The sequence below is a fragment of the Vibrio sp. 10N.261.51.F12 genome (assembly GCF_041471725.1).
Taxonomy (GTDB): Bacteria; Pseudomonadota; Gammaproteobacteria; order Enterobacterales; family Vibrionaceae; genus Vibrio.
The window spans coordinates 163,920-180,572 of the sequence record NZ_JBFROV010000014.1 but is presented as its reverse complement, the minus strand read 5'-3'; the positions used below and the strand labels follow the sequence as shown (position 1 = coordinate 180,572).

The window sequence follows — 16,653 nt, the reverse complement described above, 5'->3', positions numbered from 1 at the left end:
CTTCCTCTCTTCGTTTAAAAGACGCGCTCACAGCACTAGTCAGCAATCAAGTCGTAGTCTTGACGCAGGATATCAATGATTTCTTGCTTTGGGTTTTCACTTAATTGTATTTTTCGTCCCGTGATTTTTTCAGCAATACCAATATAAGTTTCAGAAATACTCATTAGTGATGAGAGTGGTAAAGCATTCTCTTTTGCTAGCGCTTCGCGTTCTGGCATTCTTTCTTTATTTAGAAGAATGTCAGGATCTGGAAAGTGGTTCAGCAAAAACTGTCTGAAGCCTTCTTTGGAGTTTTCGACGATTTTACCTTGTTGGTAAGCGTTGGTGTCCCAGATGCGAGAAGAATCAGGTGTGCCAACCTCATCCATATAAATAAGCTTTTCGCTACCACTGGCATCAGTAACGTACCCAAACTCAAATTTTGTATCAACGAATGTTTGTTCAATTTTATTGAGAGCATTGCTGATAACACTAAAGCCTTCTTTTAGTAGCTTTTCGTATTGAGCAACGCCGTCGATGTTTGAGAAATTGAAGGCAGCGTAATTATCTACAATGTTATTGCGGGTGATATTGACGTCGTCAGCTTCAGGGACTCCAGGAATATCGCGTAAGATTCCTTTGGTTGATGGCGTGATCAATATGTCTTCGAGCTTTGAGTCTTTCTTTAGCCCTTCGGGTAATGTTATTCCACAAAACTCTCTTTCACCTTGCGCGTAAGCACGCCACATTGAGCCTGTAATGTATTGACGACAGATAGCCTCAATCATGACGGGTCTCGCTTTTTGAACAATCCAGATAAATGGATGAGGAATATCTAATATGTGGCTATCGGCAAGGCCATTATCTTTGAATAATTGAAACCAATGATTAGAAATAGCGTTTAAAGCTGCCCCTTTACCCGGAACGCCTTTGAGTCCACCTTCGCCATGCCAGATACAATCAAATGCAGAGATTCGATCGCTTATCACCATAATCGCCAATGGCGCGTCTTCTGCAACATCGTAGCCTTTATCTTTTATCAGGCGACGACTATCTGCTTCAGTCAACCAGTAAACAGAGCGAACTTTACCGCTGTGTACGGGTTTATCGGTACGAATTGGGAGGTCGTCGTTTACGGCAAGGACTTGATCAGCGAGACTCATGGAAACATTCCTATCTAACGGTGGCGTCGCACAATAGCGACGAGGAGAAAGAGCATTTGTATGCCCACTTTTCACCGCATCATACCAGAATTCAGACGAGCTTCCATCATTTAAGCAAACGTTTGCTTTGATTTCTTTATTAACGTATCTCAACGGTCATAAAAGTATCATTAAACGGCGGATTTTCACGTAACTGCCGGCACAGGGACAAGTTTTTAACTGCAAACTTGTTATTTATGACAACACGTTCATTTATCAATGAAGGTAAGGAGCAGAGGGTAAAAAAATAACTTCGCAATGGTGCTGTTTCGCGAGTTGTTGCAATTCACGCTGACAGCTAGGAGAAAAATCTCCGTTAGCGATAATCGCGCAGGCGTTACCTGAACGAATGGCTTTCTCGATGACTTGCGTTTGATTTAAGTGCATGGATGGTTTGATTTGTACCATGTGGTTGCCTAGCCCTTGATAATGGGAGATTTGGGCAAGCGTAGGGCGAGGGCATTCTGCAGTCAGTAGGACCCATTGGTGTTTTGATGCAAGCTGAGACACTTTATTAAGTACATTCGTTTCCATCCTACGCTGATAAGAGATCGGGCGTCCTTTTACCGTAAGCTCACGATGTGAATGAAGATGTAATGAGTTAAGAATTTCAGTATTTCGCAACATAAACCTGTCCTTTTATACATGCTGTATGGTTATACAGTAGTTTTAAGGTGGGATAAGATCAAATACTTTTTGATGAAAATATTGATATTTTCTATAACCGTATGATTTAATTTGATTAATTAATATTGTAAATGTGAACTCATGCAAAGGTGCTCACAGTGTGTGTTCGAAAGCACTGTATAGAGAGGCTAATGCTAATATCGGCAGTGATAGGAGCAAAGTGGTTATTGAAAGGTTAGTTTTGAACCGAATAGTGTGTATTGGCTACAGTAAGGTCGATAGAGGAGGAGTGTTGAAAACAACAACGCCTCTTAAAAAGAGGCGCAAGAGATCAAGCTAAGATTTGCACAGGGAGTCTCGATATTCCAACTCCGCTTTATTGAATTGCCGGACGTCCATCGCCGCGAGATTAACGCATTCATCACAAGAAAAATGACACTTGCCGTCGATGTACTGGTGCTTTGTTACATAATTAGGTTTCTGGCACCAATCACAAAAACCTTCAATGGTGAACGTATACATTATTTCTCCCCACCCTTAATAACTTGGGTGTTATTTTCACCACTGATTATGACATAAAATGGCATCAAATGTTAATTTTTTGTTTAAAACTCCTTTCACTTATAATTTATAGTGAGAACGAGAGGTCTTTTAATGAATTTTTTGAGAGTTCTTTAGGTGCGTCATTATCGTTTTCAGCGCGGTATTGAGCTGCTTCATTTCTTCATCGGAGCCTTGAATGTCTGGATGAAAGATGCGTGAAAGCTGTTTATAGCGGGATTTTAGTTGATTAGGTGTCAGGTTCTGCTGTTGGCTAGTTGAAAACCCAAATCGTAAGTAGGCGCTTTCAAGTGTATTTGATTGTTGTATAGACGAAGCGGTTTTGTCTGCGGATTGATGCGCCAATTTTAGTTTGTGTTGGAGCTGAGCAATGGTTCGTTGCTGGGTCGTGATGAGGTCATTGAGTCGTGCATTACTCGCATTGCTGGGGTTTGGTTGGTTGTGGCTAGTGCGAGATTGTGACATTGAGGCTGGTTTCCACTTCATCTGGTAGATGAATACGGCCAAGGTCAATGACAACAATAGAATATAAATTAAGTGCGTCGTCCACGAACTTCCCACGGTTTCGGGTTGTTGTGCTTGTTTAGGTGAGTGGGTGCTCAAATTAGGTGTCGATAACACCGTCGACTCTTGTTCTTTTAGCGCTTCGATTTGGCGCATTTGGCGTTGATTAAACTGGCGTTGTAGTGCTTGTTCATAAGCCGGTTCAAAAGAGGACGATTGCCCAGCGGCAAAGGAATACCAAAGCACGGCTTGATCAGTGGCTGGAATATCAACATCGGCATTACTATATAGCTCAGCCAGCTTTCCGTATGTGCTTTGGTCGCCCTGTATGGCCAGTTTGGTATAAAGAAGTACTGCGCGTGAAGGATTACGTTTTACTCCACGGCCGTACTCAAGTGCTTGAGCGTAATTGTATGTCGCACCAAGGTGACCGTTATTACTTGCTAGTTGATACCAGTAACTAGCCTTAGTGAGGTCTTTTTGGACCCCCTGACCCGTTTCAAATGCAAGTCCGAGTTGGTATTGTGCATCGGCATTATTAAGCTGTGCTTGCTTCTCTAACGATGGAATCGAATTTGCCATTGCTGAGCAGACCAATAATACCCATAACGACAAAGCACGAGCTGCAGTTGGCCATACACGGTAATACACCTGAGTCATCATTTTCCTTATGAATGCTGGTGAAGGTCGATATTACTTGAGCATTTTGGGCGCTTGGGCGCCATCAATCGGTCGATTAACAGAAAGCTTACGCCCCTTTTTCAAGCCCACTTCGTAATCGGCAGTGATATTCTTCATTGCATCTCGAAGTTGTTGCTTAAAGGTTTCGCGGTCGATATTTTTAAACTCTTTATCGATGTAGTTATTAATTTTGTTGTTCGACTCGTCATCAGGAGTGATAATCGGCAGCTTTTCAAGAGCCCCTTCAATCCAGCCAGAGACAAAAGAATTGACTCGTCGGGTCACTTCGGCTGTCGATGTACCTGAACCTGCGAAGCCGTTTCTGAATTGGCCAGTGTGTTCATTCATTTCACGGTACACAATATCAAATGCAAACGCCGCAAAAATAGCTCTGTCGGCTTCGCCAATAAACTCAACGCGTTTCAGACCTTTATGGTTGAGCAGAACCGCTTCGACCCCGAATTTAGTGTTAATCCCACGAATGACGCGCAAAATTGTAGAGCTGATACTGGCAGGCAGTAAGTGTGTCGATTGGGTCTTACCCATTTTGATGAACTCAATGTCATCTTTATCTAGGCCATACTTCAACATGAGGTTATGCGCCATTTTTATCGCATTCGCCGCTTCGTTGACGTTGGCTGAATTACCTAACTCTAGGCACTTAGCTATTTTTTTTAGGGCTTTTTGTTTATCCATCGACAATGTGAGTTCTCTGTACCGCGAAAGAAAAAGGGCACTATTTTAACGAGTTTCCAATGAAAGGGGAAGTGTAGGTTTTGAAATAGAAGATGGGCGAGACCGAAGTCCACCCATTCTGTTTAAGTTGTCGTAATGGTTACGGCGTCGTACTGAGCTAGATACCGAGTTCGTCGAGCAGATCTTGGCTATTATCAGGCTGTGTTTTAGGGGACTTCGTTTCTTTATTTTTTATTGCTTGTTCTATAATCGCGTCGGGTGTCTCATCGGCTTGCACCTCGAATTCTTCCATCTGGATAAACTCAGTTTTGTCCATGGCGAATTCTAGGTAAAAGATATTGTTGTTTGCGGTTGAAAACGTCACACGTCTAGCTTGAGGTCGTTCCAAGTTAGTATCGACAGAAAGAACCACTTGCTTATTGATAGCCAGCATTTTAGGTTGGTTTTGGGTGATGTTGGTTTGTAGCTCTTTTCGTACTTTATTAGTAAAGTCACCAACAAGCTGGTTCATCAGTTCGCCCAGTACATCGCCAACTTCATCTGCATTATGGTGAATGGCGAGTTCTTCTTCGGGCATTCCCATGCTACGCATATAGTTTGAGTACACTTCCAATGCTGCTTGGGACGTAAAGTTGATAACGACCAAACCAGAAAAACCACCGTCAAATAGTACGAAGCACCCAAAGTCAGGCTTAAGCGTAGTTTTGGTGATTTTTTGAACCATAGCAGAGTAGGTGATGCTGGATTGTGTTGCTGAAGTGAGTACGGTAGAAACCGATTGGCATAGTTTAAGAAGAATATCTTCCGTGGTGATAACCTTGGTTTTTTTCATTAGAGTTCGCTTAATTGGTTACTGCTTCCTTGATGCTACTGAGTTTGGCATGAAGGAAACCGCTTGAAAAGGTATAAACGATGCATAATTGCTATGAGATTGCGATTTGATCACATTTTTAATTGTTGTAAAGTAACCGGATAAGTAGAATTAGCTCACTTCTTCTGCCGATACTGATGATCCGTTTAAAATACTGGGTTGATGTGGTTGTGCAGGCTGTCGTGTCATTATTTTTTATTATTCCCTTGCTGAGCGGATCGGCATGTTTAAGGGGCAGGAAGCAAAATGTTACCAAGACTAAGTACGCAATCTGACATTAACCCTACGGTCGTTGTCTTTCTTCAGCAGCTCAAACAAAAAGGCTTCACTGGCGATATTGAAACGCAATATTCCAGTCGTTTAGCTGTGGCAACGGATAACAGTGTCTATCAAGTCCTGCCTCAAGCGGTTGTGCACCCAAAAACGACACAAGACGTGCAGATTGTTGGCGAACTTTCGAGTCTAGAATCATTTCAGTCTATACAGTTTTCACCGAGAGGTGGCGGAACTGGCACCAACGGCCAATCTCTGACTTCTGGTATTGTCGTTGATCTCTCGCGCCATATGAATCGTGTGCTTGAAATTAATAAAGAAGAAGGTTGGGTGCGGGTTCAAACAGGGATTGTTAAAGATGCCCTAAATGATGCGGTGCGTCCCTTTGGGTATTTCTTTTCACCTGACTTGTCGACAAGCAATCGTGCCACGCTAGGGGGGATGATTAATACCGACGCGTCGGGGCAAGGTTCACTAAAATACGGAAAGACTTCCGATCATGTGTTGTCGTTACAAGCGGTATTTTCCGATGGTTCGTTGATAGAAAGTGATGGTTCACTTGGCTTTCCAGTAGAACAAAGTTATGCAACTCAAGCGCTCAAGATTTCTGAACAAGTCTGCCGAGAGAATCGACTATTAATAGATGAAAAATTCCCACCATTAAATCGCTTTCTCACCGGCTACGATCTAAAAAATGCTTTTGACCCAGTCAACGATACGTTTGATATCACGCGCATTTTGTGTGGTGCAGAAGGGTCGTTAGCGTTTATTACCGAAGCAAAACTTAACCTAACGCCTATTCCCAAAGCCCGCACGCTGATCAATGTTAAATACAGCACGTTTGAAGCCGCATTGCGAAATGCACCATTTATGGTGGAAGCCAATGCGTTGTCAGTTGAAACGGTAGACTCTAAAGTCTTGAACCTAGCAAAACAAGATATTGTTTGGCATACCGTGAGCGACCTTATCACTGATGTACCGGGTAAAGAGATGCTTGGTATAAATATGGTGGAGTATGCTGGTGAAGATACTCGCGAGGTAGAGGCTTCTGTTAAGCAGCTGACCGCAAAACTGGATGAAATGCTGGAAACTGAACAAGCCGGCATTATTGGTTATCAGATCACAAGCGACGTCGCCAGCTTAGGGCGGATCTATAACATGCGTAAAAAAGCCGTGGGGTTGCTTGGTGCAGTTAAAGGCAGTGCTAAGCCTATCGCGTTTGCAGAAGATACGTGTGTTCCACCTGAGAATTTGGCGGACTTTATCGATGAATTCCGGGTACTACTCGATGGTCATGGTTTGCACTACGGCATGTTTGGCCACGTTGATGCGGGCGTTTTGCATGTACGCCCTGCACTTGACATGTGTGATCCAAAACAAGAAGCGTTAATGCACCAAGTGTCCGATGAAGTGGTTAAATTGGTCTCCAAGTATGGCGGTTTGATGTGGGGAGAACATGGTAAAGGCTTCCGTTCAGAGTACGGCCCTGCTTTTTTTGGTGATGTTTTATTTAATGAACTACGTCGTATAAAATCGGCGTTTGATCCCCACAATAAAATGAATCCAGGTAAAATTTGTACACCACTAGGCAGTGAAGATGGCTTAGTGAAAGTCTCGGATGTCAAACGGGGCACGTATGACCGTCAGATCCCTGTAGAAGTGCGAGACAGCTTTTCTCAGGCAATGGAGTGCAACGGCAACGGATTATGTTTTAACTACGATACCGCATCACCTATGTGCCCTTCGATGAAGGTGACAGCCGACCGACGTCATTCTCCAAAAGGACGAGCGGGATTGGTTCGAGAGTGGTTACGACAGCTCTCTGAGCAAGGTTTTGATGTGGTCGAACTTGAACATCAAACACAAAAAGGTAGCAGCGCGAAAGGATTGATCGAGAAATGGCGCAATACGTTTAACAAGCGTCACGAGTATGATTTTTCACATGAAGTGTATGAGGCAATGAACGGTTGCCTTGCTTGTAAGGCCTGCGCTAGCCAGTGCCCAATTAAGGTTGATGTGCCAAGTTTTCGAGCGCGTTTTTTAAATCTCTATTACACACGTTACCAGCGCCCTGCTAAAGATTACTTAGTGGCAAACATCGAGACCCTATTGCCATATATGGCAAAAATACCTAAAACAGTGAACTTTGCACTCAAACAACCTTGGGTAAAATCCCTAACTGAAAAAAGCGTTGGTTATATTGATGCACCACTTCTATCTGTCCCTACGCTAAAACAACGCATGCAGTCTCAACTCATTGAAGTGTTTGATTTGGAAAAGTTGTCTGGGTTGTCAGACGCAAAGAAAGCCGACTATGTGTTGATAGTACAAGACCCATTTACCAGCTTCTACGACGCGGAAGTAGTGGAAGACTTTGTTAAACTGGTGCTTGTATTAGGGAAGACGCCCGTGATCTTGCCATTCAAACCAAACGGTAAAGCGGCACATATAAAAGGATTCTTAAAACAGTTTGCTGATGGAGCACAATCTACAGCTGATTTCTTACAGCGAGTGGCCCTGCTAAATATACCATTGGTTGGCGTCGATCCGGCACTGGTGCTGTGCTATCGCGACGAATACGTTGAGATATTGGAAGATAAACGTGGAGAGTTTGATGTATTGACGGTTCATGAATGGTTGACGCCACTACTGAAAACCCTGACGCCCTCAGTATCAAGTGACAAAGAACCATGGTATCTCTTTGCGCACTGCACAGAGAAGACCAAACTTCCTAATGCTGAGAAAGAGTGGGGCAGTATTTTCAGTCATTTCGGAGGCCAACTTAACACAGTACCGGTTGGCTGTTGTGGGATGGCGGGTACGTTTGGGCACGAGTCGGATAAGTTGCAAATGTCGAAAGATATCTATGGCCTAAGTTGGAAACCTCAAATGGCGTCTTTGCCAAAGGATCGTTGCCTTGTTACTGGTTATTCTTGTCGTAGCCAAGTCAAACGTTTTGAGGATCAACCGGTGAAGCACCCTTTACAGGCTATATTGCGTCTGATTACCATTGTATAAAGTCTATATATAGCGCATGCCAAGCGAGTAAGATTTGATGTGGTGAAATGTGGGAATCGTACTGATTCCTACTTGGTACGGTAAGCCGACATGACGACTTGCTCGCAAATTATTAACGCTCACGCGACTTATCAAGGACTAAGAGAATGAAAGCATTAGAACTGAAAATACCACCAGTTGCTGTTTTCCTGGTCCTTGCAATCTTGATGTTTGCCATTCATTCCGTGGATAGCACTTGGCTCTTTATTTACATTCCCTTGAAGGTAATCTGGGTGGTGCTTCTGGTTGCGGCAAGTGGGTATGTTGGTATATCAGGTGTTTATGAATTTAAGCGTGCGAAAACTACGGTGGATCCCACTCGACCCGACAAGGCTAGCCAAGTCGTAGATTCAGGGATTTTTTCACTCACTAGAAATCCAATGTATGTCGCACTTTATTGCTTGTTACTAGCTTGGGGGATATGGTTGGAAGATGTATTGAGCCTGCTGACGAGTGTGTTGTTTGTTTTATATATTAACCGTTTTCAAATTCGGCCTGAAGAGCGTGCATTGACACGTATGTTTGGAGAGCAGTACCTTGATTACAAGGCGAGAGTGAGACGGTGGATCTAATTCGTTCATTTGAATGTGGGCGGGAGTGCTCTGAGACTCAACTAGAGAAGCGCATGAAAAAAGCCCCACGTTAGATATTTCAATCGCGGGGCGCTAATCGTTGAGCGGTTTAAGAGCGGCGTATAAGGTTATGCGGCGCTATTTACCTGAGCAAGAAAGTCGGTCTTACGTTGGTTGAAACGATCCACTAAATCTTCAACCGCTTCATCGCTATAGGGTTTCAGCCCCGTCGCTACCATTCTTTTCATGCCTTTACCCACAATTTCACCGTCTTCGGTAAACGAGAAGTTTAGTGTCACTAAGCCACGTTTACCTTCAACATCAAACGTTGCGCCGGTAAACTCGACCACAGGGTGGTTAAGATCGATTCGGTCGAACTCGACTTCCATACTTTCGTATATTACTAATGGTCGCTGGCAGTTGATCATCATCTGCTGCTCTTGCATGAGTGGCACCATAATATGTGGAAAGTTCATGCCCGAGAACTGTACATAACTGGTAACAAGATGTTCGATGAATGCTTGATCGTGACTGACGGCACCGTCACGTGTCATGTGTAAGTATTCTTTGTTATTACTATCAACTAGCGCGCTTTCTGTATCACACCTCTTACTTACACTCAGCGGTATACCATCTGTGACCATGCCAGAAAAATCAAAGCGCATTTTTTGACTAATGCCTTCTTTTTGCAGTAATACTGCAAACAATAGATCGCCCGGTACACAAAAGCGTTTGGCATCTTCGTCATGAATTGGGTTGAAGTCTTCCGCTACTTTTTTTGCAAAATGGCTTGCTTGCAGGCGAGTGAATTCAAAATGGTCGTTGGTGCTGGTTACGTAAGGCGTTAGAAACATAATACTCTTCGATTTGACACTATTGGTCCGGATTATATATGAGTATGGCCGACAAATGGTCTATCCAGTGATAAATATGACGAGATCTTGTCTTTCAATGGAATGGACCATTAATTAACAGAGTAAAAAGAACGCATCACGAATGAAAAAATACTCAGATAACAACCCTTCTTGAGTGTGATGCGTGCTAAGAACACGATGAGTCGGTAAGTCCGCAGCACTTACCGCCATGCTTACCCTTCGTTGTGTTTCGGCCTCTATTGAGCTTGGGCCTGTTTGAAAATGAGGGTCCGAGAAGCCGCAACGAGACAAATGATGCACAATAGTGCAGTGACAATGCCCATTAGAGAAAGGGTGAACACTGAACTATAACCAAACTGGTCAATAGATATTCCGGCTAGCATGGCACCGACGCCAAACCCGCCAGCCATACAGAGCATCAGTAACCCTTGAGTGAGTGCCGGAGATGTCGGGCTTAAACGCCCAGCAATGGCAGGAATGATCATATCGTTCCAAGACATCGCCTGCATAAGAAGCACTAATAGGGCAACTGGAATCATGCTATGTACATCTTTTCCAGCAGTGAACCAGAACAAAGTACCAATGATTAAGTAGACAATTTGCGCGCTAAACCAGACATTAAAGGGGCCACTTTTTTGCATCCAGCGGCCCGCTGATTCCAACATAAATAGACTAATAAACGCTGAAACGGCCATACCTAACGCAGAATTTCCTATTTCAACGTGGTACACCTCTTTGATCAGGAGTGGGCCTAATTCCATTAGGTTTGACGATAAGAACATCGAGAAAAATACCGCGAGCAGGAACAGTAGCCATGGTAAAAATCGTGTATTGCCTGAATGGCCTTCTGAGCGGTCCTCAGGATTATGTGAATCTAAGGGTGTTGATTGGTCTTCAATCGTGATCGCGGGAGGAGGGGCAATAGAGACCATAAAGAGAACACAAGTGACTAAAGCCAGTAATATCAGCAGCTGGTTATCACTCTCTACGCCAAGTGATTCTGCGATAGCAATGAGTACTGCAGTGACGATAATACCGAAAAATTGGCACTGAAAAAGATTAGTCAGACCTCGGCCTTCTTCTTCTTGGTTTTTGCTGGTGGCGATAACAAAGGTAGGATTGAGTACTAATAACGACACACTGCCGAGTCCAATAAGCATTCCAACGGTCCAATAGATTGGCATGGTCGTTTCGGCAAAGTAGAGAATGAGTAAGGCAATGATATGAACAAAAAGCGCCATTCTTTGTAAAATGCGATGGCATGAGTATTTGTCTGCAATGCCTCCAATGAGAGGCGCGAATAAGCCGGCACCACCAATTAATGCCATTACTTGGCCAAGTAGTGCACCACTAGAAGTCCGTTCTATGATGATTGGGTTGAGTAGAATTGCAATGCCAACCCATTGGACGATACCAAGAGAAGCTTGCGCTAGATGCCACAAACGAAAACCATTCATGTACAGACGTTCCTTTATTTATAATTTACTCATGAATTTTCAATTAACTAGAAAAACATACAAGTAAATTACCCACTGTTACCCTCTCAAAGGTGGCAAAAGCCTTGTAATGAAAATGGCTTTAGCTTGGAGAAGCGCCATAAACTCGGTGATGCGTTGTTGTTTGCCCAGTTGCACAGCAGTAATCGCGAGTAAATACGGCGATGTATTTGAATAGATGAGAAACTCATCTAGGGTTTAGGTAGGGCAAGACAATTGACGTCTACACAAGAAGAGGAAGCACCAATGAAGACAACTCTAACTGCAGTACTTGTATCCAGTTTATTTTTGTATGGTTGTGCAAAGTCTGACGTAGCAAAAGAGGAGGCCGATCTCAACATGGCAAACCCTGCCGCTGTGTTTTGTGCGCAGCATGGGACTTATGATCTTGCAACAGGAAAGTGCGCGCTTAAGTCAGGTGAAACGGTGGATGCTTGGACTTATTATAGAGAACATAACAGTGCCGATAAAACAGAAGCGCAACGCTTTTGTGAAGCTAAAAAAGGTGTATACCTAGCGGATAAAAAGCAATGTGAGCTTGCTAACGGCGATGTGATGGATGCTATGGACTATTTTCGAGATCATCAAAGCTCAAGTAATTAACGAATCTCCAATTGATTCTATCATATAGCTGACCGTTACGAAGTAATACGATGTTGGGAGCGCGCTCGGTGATTCTAGTTAAATGGCTATCCACGTTGCTAAGCATATTGTTGTATACAGTGCTTATCAGTGGATGCAGTAATAGGGTCATCGACGCTAATCCTCAAATGTATGAGCGTTCATATTCATTATCGCCCTACCGGCAAGCCACGTTTTCACTATACGCGACGGAAACTCGTGACTGGTTGTCAACATATCGTGTTTTTCATGGGGCGGGTTTTGACCGCGAAATGGATGCCGTTAGCCCATATAAGTTGGTCCCCGAGGTAGCGAATGGCCAAGGGATATTACTTGTGCATGGCTTGGGAGATTCGCCTTACTCGTTTGTTGATATTGCCCCGTATTTGTCCGCTCAAGGTTACCTTGTCCATGTGATGCTTTTGCCTGGACATGGCTCTCGTCCTGCTGATCTTATGAATCCTACCTATGATGATTGGGTGGAGTCTGTTGCCCACCAAGTTGACCTACTCAGACAAGAGGTCGATTCCGTTTGGCTTGGTGGCTTTTCAACGGGTACCAATTTGGTCACCAGTTACGCGGCTGATCGAGCGGACATCAATGGCTTATTGCTTTTTTCTCCGGCTTTTAAGCCCAAAGACCCATTAGCTGGGTTGGCTGGGTTTGCGAGCTATTTTGTTGATTGGGTCAGTGTGGAAAAAGAACAAAACTATTCCCGTTATGATTCGTTGGCGATGCATGGTGCCGCGTTGTATTACCAAAGCGCCGTAGACGTTCAAAAAAAATTAAATGCAGACCCACTTGATGTGCCGGCTATTCTGATGCTTGCAGAAAGTGATGAGTTAGTCGATGCAAAGGGGATCTATGATTTGTTCAAGGTGCGTTTTAGCCATCAAGAATCAGAGTTGATTTGGTTTGGTGATCGCAGTTACAGCGATCCCCGTTTCGTAAAATTTCCCATGAAACTGCCCGAATTTTATATCCAAAGTGGTTCCCATATATCGGTGTTGTACAGTGCAAGTAATCCACTGTACGGAAGACAAGGTTTGATGCGCCAATGCGGTGGTAGTCAAGAAGGGGAGGTATACAAAGTTGACTGCCCTAAAATGCCGACATTGAGTCACGCGGCGTGGGATCTCTTTGAAGATGATACGATCAATGCTCGGTTGAGTTGGAATCCTTATTTTGAACAGACTATGCAGCGAGTCCTGAGTTTTATGCAAAGAGTAACAGTAAAAAATTGATATGCTGTCATAGTGAATTAGCTTACTAGTACGCTATATTGATCTTCATCATAATATTTCTGATGGCAAATTTCTTTTTATTAATAGGTGACGATTTTATGTTAACAGCATCTCATATTGCCAACGATATAGATGACAATTTTCTTAATCTATAGATAATTAACATAGTAATTTGAAATACGATGTTTCAAATAGGTGCAACAATGGATATTTTCAACATGACAAATAGTTGGATTACATTAGATTATAAGATCGCATTTTTCTTCCCTTCGAGATAAGCCTACCTCTCGCACTTTTTGTGCACGCTAAATTTAACTAAGTAATTACCAGTATTATATAACTTAGGTATTACTGCGTTTGTTTTATTGTAATAAAAATCAATGTCTAGATATTTATCTGGATAGCATTGTTATTTAATTATTCTTGTTTGCTTTTTGATTACCTGATCTAAAACAAGAATAAATAGAAGAGTAGGATAATATTATGGAAAACTTTAAACATCTCCCTGAACCATTCCGTATTCGCGTCGTCGAGCCAGTGAAACGCACCACACGTGAATACCGTGATGAAGCCATTGTAAAAGCAGGAATGAACCCTTTCTTGCTAGACAGTGAAGATGTGTTTATTGATCTATTAACGGACAGCGGCACAGGCTCTATTACTCAAGAGATGCAAGCGGCGATGTTACGTGGTGATGAAGCCTACAGTGGCAGCCGAAGCTATTATGCACTTGCCAATGCCGTTAAAGATATTTTTGGTTATGATTTAACGATTCCAACCCACCAAGGTCGTGGTGCAGAGCAAATCTATATTCCGGTATTGATTAAAAAACGCGAGAAAGAAAAGGGATTAGATCGAACCAAAATGGTCGCGCTATCTAATTATTTCTTTGATACCACACAAGGTCATACACAAGTTAACTGTTGTGTTGCTAAGAACGTATACACTAAAGATGCCTTTGACACTGCTGTTAACGCAGACTTTAAAGGAAACTTCGACTTAGAAAAGCTGGAAGAAGCCATCATCGATGCAGGTGCTGCAAACGTACCTTATATCGTGAGCACCATTACTTGTAACTCAGCAGGTGGTCAGCCTGTTTCAATTGCAAACCTTAAAGCGGTGTATGAAATCGCTCAGAAGTATGATATCCCAGTCATTATGGACTCGGCTCGCTATGCTGAGAATGCGTATTTTATTCAACAGCGTGAAGAGGGTTACAAAGACTGGACGATTGAAGAAATTACTCGCGAATCTTACAAGTATGCCGATGGCCTTGCGATGTCAGCGAAGAAAGATGCCATGGTACAAATGGGCGGATTGTTGTGCTTTAAAGATGAAAGCATGATGGATGCTTACACTGATTGTCGCACGCTTTGTGTTGTACAAGAAGGGTTCCCGACTTATGGTGGCTTAGAAGGCGGCGCGATGGAGCGTTTGGCTGTAGGCCTCTATGACGGCATGCGTCAAGAGTGGCTGGCTTACCGTATTAACCAAGTGCAATATTTGGTTAATGGTTTAGAAGCGATAGGTGTTGTCTGTCAGCAGGCGGGTGGTCACGCTGCGTTTGTCGATGCTGGTAAGTTGCTTCCGCATATCCCAGCGGATCAATTCCCTGCTCATGCGTTGGCTTGTGAGTTGTACAAAGTCGCAGGGATTCGCGCGGTAGAAATTGGCTCTTTGTTGTTAGGTAGAGACCCAGCTACTGGCAAGCAGCACCCTTGCCCAGCAGAGTTACTCCGCTTAACGATTCCTCGTGCGACCTACACCCAGACTCATATGGACTATGTCATTGAGGCATTTGAGAAGGTCAAAGAGAATGCGCACAAAGTGAAGGGGCTAGATTTTACTTACGAGCCTGAGGTGTTGCGTCACTTCACAGCTCGATTAAAAGAAGTAGAAAAAGTCACGGCTCATGCGCCACAAGCTCAGCTCGAAGAAGCTTAATCTCCAATAAAGGGCGTAGCAAGCAAGCTACGCTCTTTTTTTTTCGATACCTATAATAATTAAAAACTTAAAATTAGTTAAAAACTAATTCAATTACGTGAACCTTACGAGAATATATTATGAATAAGAATCCATCTTTAATAGGTGGTGCCTGTATTATTGCCAGCGTATGTGTCGGTGCTGGAATGTTAGGGCTACCAAGTGCAGGGGCAGGGGCGTGGACGGTTTGGTCTTTATTCGCTATTGCGATTACTATGATAGTGATGACTATATCGGGTTGGATGTTATTAGAAGCATTCAAAAACTACGGCCTTAAAGTTTCATTTGATACGGTGACAAAAGATTTATTAGGATCAAAGATTAGTTTTTTAAATAATATAACGGTGTATTTTGTAGGTGGTATCCTACTTTATGCGTATATTACTTCATCGGGACTTATTTTAAAGGATGTCCTTGGGCTGAATGCCAAATTAGCGTCTGCCTTATTTGTTCTTATCTTTTCCACTTTTGTTTGGCATTCCACTCGAGCGGTCGATCGTATTTCCGTCGTACTTATTGCTTTTATGGTTCTGAGCTTTGTCTTCGGGGTATCAGGTCTTGCCGTCAAAGTCGATATGGGTGTGTTATTCGATACGATTAGTCAAGAAAACCATTACGCTCCGTACGCAATGGCGATGTTACCTGTTGCATTGACATCGTTTGGCTACCATCACTCGGTGTCGTCAATGAGAGCGTATTACGGCTCAGAGGCTAAGGCAAAACAAGCCATTCTTGGCGGAACGATTATCGCCTCTTTATTGTATTTTGTTTGGCTTGTTAGCATCTTTGGCAATCTACCTAGAGCGAGCTTTGGACCTGTTATAGAGCAGGGAGGGAACGTTGACGCTTTGCTAACAGCGTTGGGTTCAGTGATTGAATCTGATCGAGTGGCGAATGCAATCAATACGTTTTCAATGGCGGCGATACTTTCTTCTTTTATTGGCGTCGGGCTGGGGGTATTCGACTTCCTAGCAGACTTTTTTAAATTTGAAGATACTCGCCAAGGTCGAACCAAAACATGGTTAGTAACGTTCTTACCACCGCTTGTTTTATCGGTACTATTTCCCTTTGGTTTCGTTATCGCTATCGCGTACGCAGGCGCAGCAGCCACAGTGTGGACATGTATTATTCCTGCGCTTTTAGCGAAGAAAACACGAGAAGGAAACAACGGCTCGGAGGGCTTTAAAGCGCCCGGTGGCATGGTAATGATTTATATCGTCATTGGTTTTGGTGTATTAACGGCAACGTTTCACTTTTTATCGATGTTGGGGCTATTACCTGTGTTTACGGGGTAATCGTTCGTACTCATCATCAATGAGTGATTAATCAGATAGTGTTTGTTCGTTGTTTATGACGTGTTCTTGGCATTACTCAATACATCATATTACTCAATACATCATTAGCGACGAAC

The 16,653-nt window shown here is 43.3% G+C and carries 15 protein-coding genes; 7 read left to right on the top strand and 8 right to left on the bottom strand.

Annotated features, from left to right (window positions below; genetic code table 11):
- Positions 1–35: 35 nt before the first annotated feature.
- The 6 genes from AB4405_RS08120 to AB4405_RS08095 form a co-directional block, all read right to left on the bottom strand.
- On the bottom strand, positions 36–1,142 hold the full coding sequence (locus AB4405_RS08120; RefSeq protein ID WP_372060364.1) for a phosphoribosylaminoimidazolesuccinocarboxamide synthase: 1,107 nt from the start codon (positions 1,140–1,142) through the stop codon (positions 36–38).
- A gap of 255 nt (positions 1,143–1,397) precedes the next feature.
- The gene (locus AB4405_RS08115; protein ID WP_372060363.1) at positions 1,398–1,808 is read right to left on the bottom strand and encodes a hypothetical protein; all 411 of its coding nucleotides are present in this window, start codon (positions 1,806–1,808) and stop codon (positions 1,398–1,400) included.
- Positions 1,809–2,144: 336 nt separating this feature from the next.
- Positions 2,145–2,330, bottom strand: a complete 186-nt coding sequence (locus AB4405_RS08110; protein WP_372060362.1) for a hypothetical protein — start codon at positions 2,328–2,330, stop codon at positions 2,145–2,147.
- Positions 2,331–2,459: 129 nt separating this feature from the next.
- Entirely contained in the window at positions 2,460–3,524 is a 1,065-nt protein-coding gene (locus AB4405_RS08105; protein WP_372060361.1) for a hypothetical protein, read from the bottom strand.
- Between the two features lie 42 nt (positions 3,525–3,566).
- On the bottom strand, positions 3,567–4,250 hold the full coding sequence (locus tag AB4405_RS08100) for a DUF2786 domain-containing protein (protein ID WP_102470630.1): 684 nt from the start codon (positions 4,248–4,250) through the stop codon (positions 3,567–3,569).
- 157 nt (positions 4,251–4,407) lie between these two features.
- Positions 4,408–5,082, bottom strand: a complete 675-nt coding sequence (locus AB4405_RS08095; protein WP_102470631.1) for a DUF3334 family protein — start codon at positions 5,080–5,082, stop codon at positions 4,408–4,410.
- Positions 5,083–5,367: 285 nt separating this feature from the next.
- Here AB4405_RS08095 and AB4405_RS08090 point away from each other — a divergent pair, with 285 nt between their 5' ends.
- Both AB4405_RS08090 and AB4405_RS08085 read left to right on the top strand, forming a co-directional pair.
- Complete coding sequence (locus AB4405_RS08090; protein ID WP_372060360.1) at positions 5,368–8,412, top strand: FAD-binding and (Fe-S)-binding domain-containing protein; 3,045 nt, start codon at positions 5,368–5,370, stop codon at positions 8,410–8,412.
- Between the two features lie 146 nt (positions 8,413–8,558).
- Positions 8,559–9,023, top strand: a complete 465-nt coding sequence (locus AB4405_RS08085) for an isoprenylcysteine carboxylmethyltransferase family protein (RefSeq protein WP_372060359.1) — start codon at positions 8,559–8,561, stop codon at positions 9,021–9,023.
- A 128-nt stretch (positions 9,024–9,151) separates the two neighbouring features.
- On the opposite strand, the gene AB4405_RS08080 is transcribed toward AB4405_RS08085, so the two are convergent.
- Both AB4405_RS08080 and AB4405_RS08075 read right to left on the bottom strand, forming a co-directional pair.
- The gene (locus AB4405_RS08080) at positions 9,152–9,877 is read right to left on the bottom strand and encodes a DUF3581 domain-containing protein (protein WP_102470634.1); all 726 of its coding nucleotides are present in this window, start codon (positions 9,875–9,877) and stop codon (positions 9,152–9,154) included.
- Between the two features lie 257 nt (positions 9,878–10,134).
- Positions 10,135–11,355 (bottom strand): MFS transporter, encoded by a 1,221-nt coding sequence (locus tag AB4405_RS08075; protein ID WP_372060358.1) that lies wholly within the window; start codon positions 11,353–11,355, stop codon positions 10,135–10,137.
- 285 nt (positions 11,356–11,640) lie between these two features.
- Between AB4405_RS08075 and AB4405_RS08070 the strand changes: the two genes are divergently transcribed.
- From AB4405_RS08070 to AB4405_RS08050, 5 genes are all read left to right on the top strand, one after another.
- Positions 11,641–11,997 (top strand): DUF333 domain-containing protein, encoded by a 357-nt coding sequence (locus AB4405_RS08070; RefSeq protein WP_372060357.1) that lies wholly within the window; start codon positions 11,641–11,643, stop codon positions 11,995–11,997.
- 68 nt (positions 11,998–12,065) lie between these two features.
- Complete coding sequence (locus AB4405_RS08065) at positions 12,066–13,259, top strand: alpha/beta hydrolase (RefSeq protein WP_372060356.1); 1,194 nt, start codon at positions 12,066–12,068, stop codon at positions 13,257–13,259.
- Between the two features lie 182 nt (positions 13,260–13,441).
- On the top strand, positions 13,442–13,537 hold the full coding sequence (gene tnaC / locus AB4405_RS08060; protein WP_102470638.1) for a tryptophanase leader peptide: 96 nt from the start codon (positions 13,442–13,444) through the stop codon (positions 13,535–13,537).
- Positions 13,538–13,742: 205 nt separating this feature from the next.
- Positions 13,743–15,203 carry a tryptophanase gene (tnaA, locus tag AB4405_RS08055; RefSeq protein WP_372060355.1) on the top strand — a complete coding sequence of 487 codons (1,461 nt, stop codon included), beginning with the start codon at positions 13,743–13,745 and terminating at the stop codon, positions 15,201–15,203.
- Between the two features lie 119 nt (positions 15,204–15,322).
- Positions 15,323–16,537 (top strand): aromatic amino acid transporter, encoded by a 1,215-nt coding sequence (locus AB4405_RS08050; RefSeq protein WP_372060354.1) that lies wholly within the window; start codon positions 15,323–15,325, stop codon positions 16,535–16,537.
- Positions 16,538–16,653: the final 116 nt, after the last annotated feature.

Bases quoted from the DNA above. Each gene is read 5' to 3' on its own strand.
- AB4405_RS08120 (WP_372060364.1), bottom strand. From the start codon at position 1,142: ATGAGTCTCGCTGATCAAGTCCTTGCCGTAAACGACGACCTCCCAATT.
- AB4405_RS08115 (WP_372060363.1), bottom strand. From the start codon at position 1,808: ATGTTGCGAAATACTGAAATTCTTAACTCATTACATCTTCATTCACAT.
- AB4405_RS08110 (WP_372060362.1), bottom strand. From the start codon at position 2,330: ATGTATACGTTCACCATTGAAGGTTTTTGTGATTGGTGCCAGAAACCT.
- AB4405_RS08100 (WP_102470630.1), bottom strand. From the start codon at position 4,250: ATGGATAAACAAAAAGCCCTAAAAAAAATAGCTAAGTGCCTAGAGTTA.
- AB4405_RS08095 (WP_102470631.1), bottom strand. From the start codon at position 5,082: ATGAAAAAAACCAAGGTTATCACCACGGAAGATATTCTTCTTAAACTA.
- AB4405_RS08090 (WP_372060360.1), top strand. From the start codon at position 5,368: ATGTTACCAAGACTAAGTACGCAATCTGACATTAACCCTACGGTCGTT.
- AB4405_RS08085 (WP_372060359.1), top strand. From the start codon at position 8,559: ATGAAAGCATTAGAACTGAAAATACCACCAGTTGCTGTTTTCCTGGTC.
- AB4405_RS08080 (WP_102470634.1), bottom strand. From the start codon at position 9,877: ATGTTTCTAACGCCTTACGTAACCAGCACCAACGACCATTTTGAATTC.
- AB4405_RS08075 (WP_372060358.1), bottom strand. From the start codon at position 11,355: ATGAATGGTTTTCGTTTGTGGCATCTAGCGCAAGCTTCTCTTGGTATC.
- AB4405_RS08070 (WP_372060357.1), top strand. From the start codon at position 11,641: ATGAAGACAACTCTAACTGCAGTACTTGTATCCAGTTTATTTTTGTAT.
- tnaC (WP_102470638.1), top strand. From the start codon at position 13,442: ATGTTTCAAATAGGTGCAACAATGGATATTTTCAACATGACAAATAGT.
- tnaA (WP_372060355.1), top strand. From the start codon at position 13,743: ATGGAAAACTTTAAACATCTCCCTGAACCATTCCGTATTCGCGTCGTC.
- AB4405_RS08050 (WP_372060354.1), top strand. From the start codon at position 15,323: ATGAATAAGAATCCATCTTTAATAGGTGGTGCCTGTATTATTGCCAGC.